Raw genomic sequence first — 6,470 nt, forward strand, 5'->3', positions numbered from 1 at the left:
ATGCCCTGTAGCTGCAGCAGGTCTGCCAGCTGGCGGGTACGTTTACGGTTGCGGCAGTACACAATAGCGCAGCCGGGCACTTTGTCCAGTATGTGTTTTAGCTTGTGCTGCCGGCTTTCTTCTTCCAGCACGCTGTAAGAAAGGTTAGCCCGCGCAAAGCTTTTGGTAAATACTTTAGGCTGCTGCATCAGCAGCTGATCGCAGATATCTGTTTGTACCTTAGGCGTAGCGGAAGCGGTAAGCGCCAGCACCGGCACTTTGGGGAAATAGCTGCGGATAGTGGCTATCTGTAAATAAGCCGGGCGAAAATCGTATCCCCACTGGGAAATACAATGCGCCTCATCCACTGCCAGCAGGTTCACGGGCATACCATCGCAATACTCCAGGAAACGGCGGCCCTGCAGCCTTTCCGGCGATACATACAGGAATTTATATTGCCCGCGCCGCGCATTTTCCAGCACCTGCTCCACTTCTTTATTCGTAAGGCCTGCATAAATAGCCACCGCCGAAATACCACGGCGCTGCAGGTTGGCCACCTGGTCGCGCATAAGGGCAATGAGCGGGGTAATTACCAGGCACACACCTTCCTGCAACAGGGCCGGTACCTGGAAGCAAATGGATTTACCACCGCCCGTAGGCATTAAGGCCAGCGTATCCTGCCCGGCTAATATGGATTGGATAATATCTTCCTGTAAAGGACGGAATTGGGCATAACCCCAGTATTGCTGTAATATGGAAGCAGGTGTGCTCACGGTTGCAAAGAAAGAGAAAAAAGGGGAATACCTTACATGACCCGCTTATACCGCAACCTTACGGAATTTACCGCCAGCACTATGTCAGATACCGCCATTACCCCTGCGCCTACAATAGGGTTCAGGATGCCTAATGCCGCTACCGGTATGGCTACTATGTTATAGGCAAAGGCCCAGAAAAGGTTTTGTTTAATGGTAAGATAAGTATGCCGGCCCAGGCCCAGTGCCAGTGGTAAAGCGGCCAGGCTGTCGTTCAGCAGCACTACGTTAGCGCTTTGCATAGCCACGTGCGTAGCATCGCTCAGGGAAATGCCAATAGTAGCGCGGGCCAGCGCCGGCGCATCATTAATACCATCACCCACCATAGCTACAGGGGCGGTTTGCATAAAGGCGTCTATCTTTTGCAGCTTTTGTTCGGGGGTTTGTTCGGCATACACTTCTTCAATACCAACCTGCTGCGCCAGCTCTTTGCATTTACGCGTAGTATCGCCGCTTAGCAGCACGGGCTGCAAACCGGCCTGCCTGAGGGCCTGTACGGCACGGGCGGCATCGGGTCTTAATTCATCCGTAAAATCGATCCAGCCGGCCAGCTGCCCGTTGCGGAGCAGGTAAATGTTATGGCTGTCGTCCGGTGTGGCTTGCTGCGCCATAATAAAAGAGCCCAGCTGCCACTGGTTACCTTCCTTATCCTGCGCCTGCATACCGCGGCCCTTGTATTCGCGCACCTGCTGCAGCTGTACTTCGCCCAGGCCCTTCCACTGTGCGGTAATTGAGCGGGCAATTGGGTGGGAGGAATACTTTTCCAGGCTGTATACTACTTTCTTAAAATCTTCTTCCGGCATATCAAAAAAGCGGTAGCTGCTTAGCTGTAGCTTGCCCGTAGTAAGGGTGCCGGTTTTATCAAATACCACATAACGTATGCTGCGAAAGGCTTCCAGCGTTTGGGCGCCTTTTATGAGTATGCCGTTTTTAGCAGCGCGGCCCAGACCAACCATTACGGCAGCGGGTGTGGCCAGGCCCATGGCGCAGGGGCAGGCTATTACCAGTACGGCTATACTCCGCATCATGGCATTTACAACGGTGGTATGGCCTATGAGCCACCAGCCCAGGAAAGTGAACAGCGCAATGCCTAATACCAGCGGCACAAAAATGGCGCTGATACGGTCTGCCAGCCGTTGCATGGGCGGCTTGGTGCCCTGCGCCTGTTTTACCAGCTCTATAATGTAGGAAAGCACCGTATCCTTGCCGGTGGCGGTTACAAACATTTTCAGCGTACCATCTTCCAGGATGGTGCCGCCAATCACTTTGTCTTTTTCGTTACGGCTTACCGGCGTGCTTTCCCCGGTGATCATGGATTCGTTGATGGTGCCGCCGCCCCAGTAGATGGTGCCATCCATGGGGATCTTATCACCGCTGTTCACCAGCACCCGGTCGCCGGGGCGCAGGGTTTGGTTATCTACTTCGCGGATATGTTCGTGCCCGTGACTATCATCGATCAGGCGGGCCATGGTTACCTGCATTTTTGCCAGGGCGGTAATGGCGGTGGTGGTTTGCTTTACAGATCTTTCCTCCAGCAAATTACCCAGGAATACCAGGGTAATAATGGCGGCAGCTGTTTCATAGAACATATAATCCGGCCCCAGGTGCTGCAGGGTGCCGGCCAGGCTATAGCCATAGGCAGCGGTAGCGCCCAGGGTTATCAGCACATCCATGTTAGCCATGCCATTGGTAAGGGAGCGCCAGGCGCTGCGGCCAAAGTGCAGCATACCTATCCCGTACACGGGGGTGGCCAATACCAGCTGTACCCAGGGGTTATGCAGCCAGGGCCAGCTTACCCACATGTGTAATAATAAAGGGGCAGTAAATACCAGGCAGGCAAAGAATTTGAACCGGAGTGTTTTAAAAAAAGCGTTCTTAGGGGCCTGCTCATCCGGCATTACTACCTGGTAACCCAGGTCATTAATTCCTTTCAGCACTATTTTGGGGTCGCCCTGGCCGGGCATATTAAAGCTCACATCCTCGGTGGCAAAGCTCACCTGCACATCCTGCATGCCTTTATTTTCAAGGTATTTGGATACTGTTAGCGCACAACTGGTACAATTCATCCCTTTTACCTTGCAACTGATCGTTTCCATGTTGTTCTGTTAATGGTAAATAAACCGCTCTCAACAAAATTAGAAACTGTGGTGGTTTGATGGTAAAATATTAATGCAACGGAAATGCAAAAGCAATGTGCAGGTGTGCAGATGTGCAGATGTGCAGATATGCAGATGGATTGACATTTGCACATCTGCACATTTGCATATCTGCATATTTGCTAATTTTGATTATGGAATGGATCTTCACTGAAGCCCAGCTACCGGAAACTGCCCGGGATTTTTGGGCGCATTTTAGCAGCCCGCGGGTATTTACCCTGAACGGGCAAATGGGCGCCGGCAAAACCACTTTTATTAAAGCGCTCTGCGCCGCCAAAGGCGTGGAAGACGCTACGGCCAGTCCTACCTTTGCCATCATTAACCAATATGAATATCATAACGGGCAAAACCAGGCGCATACCATTTACCACCTGGATCTTTACCGTCTGCGGGATGAAGATGAAGCCATTGCCGCCGGTATAGAAGATACGCTGTACCAGCCGGATGCTGTGTGTTTTGTAGAATGGCCCGGCATTGTAACCCGCCTGCTGCCGCCGGACAGCGTGCACCTGCAGCTGGAAGTATTGCCCGATCAGCGCCGCCGCCTTTCTGTGTTATTAAAAGCGCAATAACACTATGAAAGGGCAATCTTTAAATAGCTTATCTTTGAATATCACGTAATTTCACAGAACAATTTTCACACGAATATGGAGCAAAGGCAAAAACCTGTTGTGAGTGCTGGCTTTACTTATTCACCAATGGAGGAAACGCTGGATATCCCGCAGAAAAATTCCCGTTTATTCATTGGTATTCCCAAAGAAACCTCTTTCCAGGAAAACCGGATTGCCTTAACGCCGGATGCCGTAAGCATCCTGGCCAGCAACGGTCACCATATAGTGGTGGAGCATAAAGCCGGCGACGGATCGCATTACTACGATACCGATTACTCAGAAGCAGGCGCTGAAATTGTGTACGATAAAAAAGAAGTGTATAAGGCGGAGATCATTGTAAAATCCGCCCCGCTGAATGATGAAGAAATTGAGCTGCTGCACCCGCACCAGATCGTAATATCGCCCATACACCTGGCGGCCCTCAAAGCCCCGCAGGTAGAGAAGATGATGGAGAAGCGCATTACCCTGCTTTCTTTTGAGAACCTGAAAGACGATGCCGGCACCTACCCAATTGTACGGGCCATGAGTGAAATAGCCGGGGGCGCAGTAATGCTCATAGCCGGGCAGTACCTCAGCAACGGTAATAAAGGCAAAGGTATTTTGCTGGGTGGCGTTACCGGTATTCCCCCTACCAAAGTAGTGATCATTGGCGCCGGCATTGTAGGCGAATTTGCCGCCCGTACCGCACTGGCGCTGGGCGCTTCCGTAAAAGTGTTCGACAATAATATCTATAAGCTGAAACGCCTGCAGAATAACATAGGCGTACGGGTATTTACCTCAGTGATACAACCCAAAGTGCTGGCAGAGCAGCTGCGCAATGCAGATGTAGCTGTGGGCGCCCTCTCTTCCCAGAGCGGCCGTACTCCTGTAGTAGTTTCAGAGGCGATGGTAAGCAATATGAAAGCCGGTTCCGTGATCGTGGACGTAAGCATAGACCGCGGCGGCTGTTTTGAAACCTCCGAGATCACCAGCCATGAGAACCCGGTGTTTAAGAAGTACGATGTGATCCATTACTGCGTGCCTAATATCCCCTCCGGGTTTGCCCGCACGGCTTCTGAAGCCATCAGTAATGTGCTGATGCCTTTACTCCTGGAAGCCGCAGACGACGGCGGTTTTGAGAACCTGGTATGGATAAAGCGGGGCGTGCGCAATGGTATTTACCTGTACAAAGGCGCGCTTACCAACTATCACCTGAGCGAGAAATTCAAATTAAAATATACAGACCTGGAGCTGCTGCTGGCGGTGAAAGGGTAATCAATGTGCAGATGTGCAAATATGCATATGTGCAGATGGGAGGCCATTTTTAACCGGCATATGCACTACACTCACTGTAATGCAAATGCGCAGGTGAACAGGCTTTCACGATGTCATGCATTGCATTCATTTGCACATCTGCATATCTGCACATTTACACACTTAGCTTGTACCCCATCGCTATAGCAATCAGAATGGCAATACCTACCAGGATGCGGTAGTATCCCCAAACTTTAAACCCGTATTTCTTCAGGGAATCAATAAAGAATTTAATAGCCAGCATGGCTACCACAAACGCTACTACGTTGCCGATCAGCAGCAGCTTCAGGTTTTCAGGATGCTCCATGATCAGCTCCCGGCCTTTCAGCAGCTTATAACCGGTGGCAGCTGCCATCGTAGGCACTGCTAAAAAGAACGAAAATTCAGCGGCCACATTGCGGGTAAGCTTTTGCTGCATACCGCCAATAATAGTGGCTGCGCTGCGGCTTACGCCCGGTATCATAGCTATACATTGCCAGAAACCAATACGCAGGGCCTTAAAAATATTCATCTTATCATCGGAATCTATCTCCGGGTGCAGGAACCAGTTATCTACAAATAATAACACCACACCACCCAGCAGCAGGGTAATACCTACTACCAGCGGACTTTCCAGCAGGGCGTCTATTTTATCGCTGAACAGGTAACCTATGATCAGGGCCGGTATTACAGCTATGATCAGCTTCACATAAAAGTTCAGGCGGTTCTTGTCAAACACCAGGAACTTTTTCCAGTACAGCACCACTACGGCTAATATAGCGCCCAGTTGAATGCATACCTCGAACAGCTTGGTAAATTCGTCTTTGTTAATCCCCAGCAGCGCGCTGGTAATGATCATATGGCCGGTGGAGGAAACCGGTAAAAACTCCGTTAATCCCTCTACGATGGCTATAATAATAGCTTGTAATGTGGTCATTCTCGATGGCTGGTGGGTCTACAATCAGGCTTTCGGTTTGCGCATAATAGCATATACTTCTACCAGCAGGCCCAGTACAATTACAATGGGCGCCAGGGTTATTCTGCGAAAGCTGTATACTTCCTCCGCCTTAAAGGTGTTGGGATCGCCGCTGGCGCCTCCCATCATCAGTAAAAAGCCTATAACGATCACGGCCAGGCCGGCAATCATGATCTTGAAGTTGTCTTTGGCAAACAACGGGCGGCTTTCAATAATTACTTTTTCTGCCGGCGCCGTTTTAATTTCTTTAGCCATATAGCGTGTAAATTAGAATTGTCTGATTATAATTTTTTTTGCTGTTAGCTGTTAGCCCTTAGCTGTTAGTACAGGTCATCCAGCTTTAAGCGCAAATACTTCATCACAGAACGGTGCGTACTTACGAAAGAGATACAGATGCCGATCAGGATCATGGCCAGGAACAACACTCCTATCATGAAATAATCCCGAAGGCCGCTGAGCTCCGGCAACCACTGGTCTGCAAAATACAGCAGCCCTATTAAGGCTATAATAGCCAATACAGCGCTTAAAGCGCCATTGATGATGCTGCGTATATCAAAAGGTTTGGCAATAAACCCGCGGGTAGCGCCTACCATTTGCATAGTTTTGATCAGGAAACGGTTGCTGAACATAGCCAGGCGGATGGTATTATCGATCAGCACAATTA

7 protein-coding genes are annotated in these 6,470 nt (G+C 50.2%); 2 read left to right on the forward strand and 5 right to left on the reverse strand.

The window, feature by feature from the left end; genetic code table 11:
• Positions 1–752: RecQ family ATP-dependent DNA helicase (locus tag VIM87_RS17630; RefSeq protein WP_331998273.1), on the reverse strand; the 752-nt coding region annotated here is incomplete at its 3' end.
• Positions 753–784: 32 nt separating this feature from the next.
• Entirely contained in the window at positions 785–2,887 is a 2,103-nt protein-coding gene (locus VIM87_RS17635) for a cation-translocating P-type ATPase (RefSeq protein ID WP_331998274.1), read from the reverse strand.
• Between the two features lie 194 nt (positions 2,888–3,081).
• Between VIM87_RS17635 and tsaE the strand changes: the two genes are divergently transcribed.
• The gene (tsaE, locus tag VIM87_RS17640) at positions 3,082–3,519 is read left to right on the forward strand and encodes a tRNA (adenosine(37)-N6)-threonylcarbamoyltransferase complex ATPase subunit type 1 TsaE (RefSeq protein WP_331998275.1); all 438 of its coding nucleotides are present in this window, start codon (positions 3,082–3,084) and stop codon (positions 3,517–3,519) included.
• A gap of 99 nt (positions 3,520–3,618) precedes the next feature.
• On the forward strand, positions 3,619–4,812 hold the full coding sequence (locus VIM87_RS17645) for an alanine dehydrogenase (RefSeq protein WP_331998276.1): 1,194 nt from the start codon (positions 3,619–3,621) through the stop codon (positions 4,810–4,812).
• A 154-nt stretch (positions 4,813–4,966) separates the two neighbouring features.
• Here VIM87_RS17645 and VIM87_RS17650 read toward each other — a convergent pair whose 3' ends face one another.
• The 3 genes from VIM87_RS17650 to VIM87_RS17660 all read right to left on the reverse strand — a co-directional run.
• Positions 4,967–5,767: an undecaprenyl-diphosphate phosphatase gene (locus VIM87_RS17650; protein WP_331998277.1), complete on the reverse strand. Its 801-nt coding sequence runs from the start codon at positions 5,765–5,767 to the stop codon at positions 4,967–4,969.
• A 24-nt stretch (positions 5,768–5,791) separates the two neighbouring features.
• A complete protein-coding gene (locus tag VIM87_RS17655; RefSeq protein WP_331998278.1) occupies positions 5,792–6,061 on the reverse strand; it encodes a DUF3098 domain-containing protein in 270 nt (89 codons plus the stop codon).
• 65 nt (positions 6,062–6,126) lie between these two features.
• The coding region (locus VIM87_RS17660) for a cell division protein FtsX (RefSeq protein WP_331998279.1) at positions 6,127–6,470 on the reverse strand (344 nt) is incomplete at its 5' end.

Source organism: Chitinophaga sp., assembly GCF_036569125.1.
Lineage (GTDB): Bacteria > Bacteroidota > Bacteroidia > Chitinophagales > Chitinophagaceae > Chitinophaga.

Bases quoted from the DNA above. Each gene is read 5' to 3' on its own strand.
- VIM87_RS17650 (WP_331998277.1), bottom strand. From the start codon at position 5,767: ATGACCACATTACAAGCTATTATTATAGCCATCGTAGAGGGATTAACG.
- tsaE (WP_331998275.1), top strand. From the start codon at position 3,082: ATGGAATGGATCTTCACTGAAGCCCAGCTACCGGAAACTGCCCGGGAT.
- VIM87_RS17655 (WP_331998278.1), bottom strand. From the start codon at position 6,061: ATGGCTAAAGAAATTAAAACGGCGCCGGCAGAAAAAGTAATTATTGAA.
- VIM87_RS17635 (WP_331998274.1), bottom strand. From the start codon at position 2,887: ATGGAAACGATCAGTTGCAAGGTAAAAGGGATGAATTGTACCAGTTGT.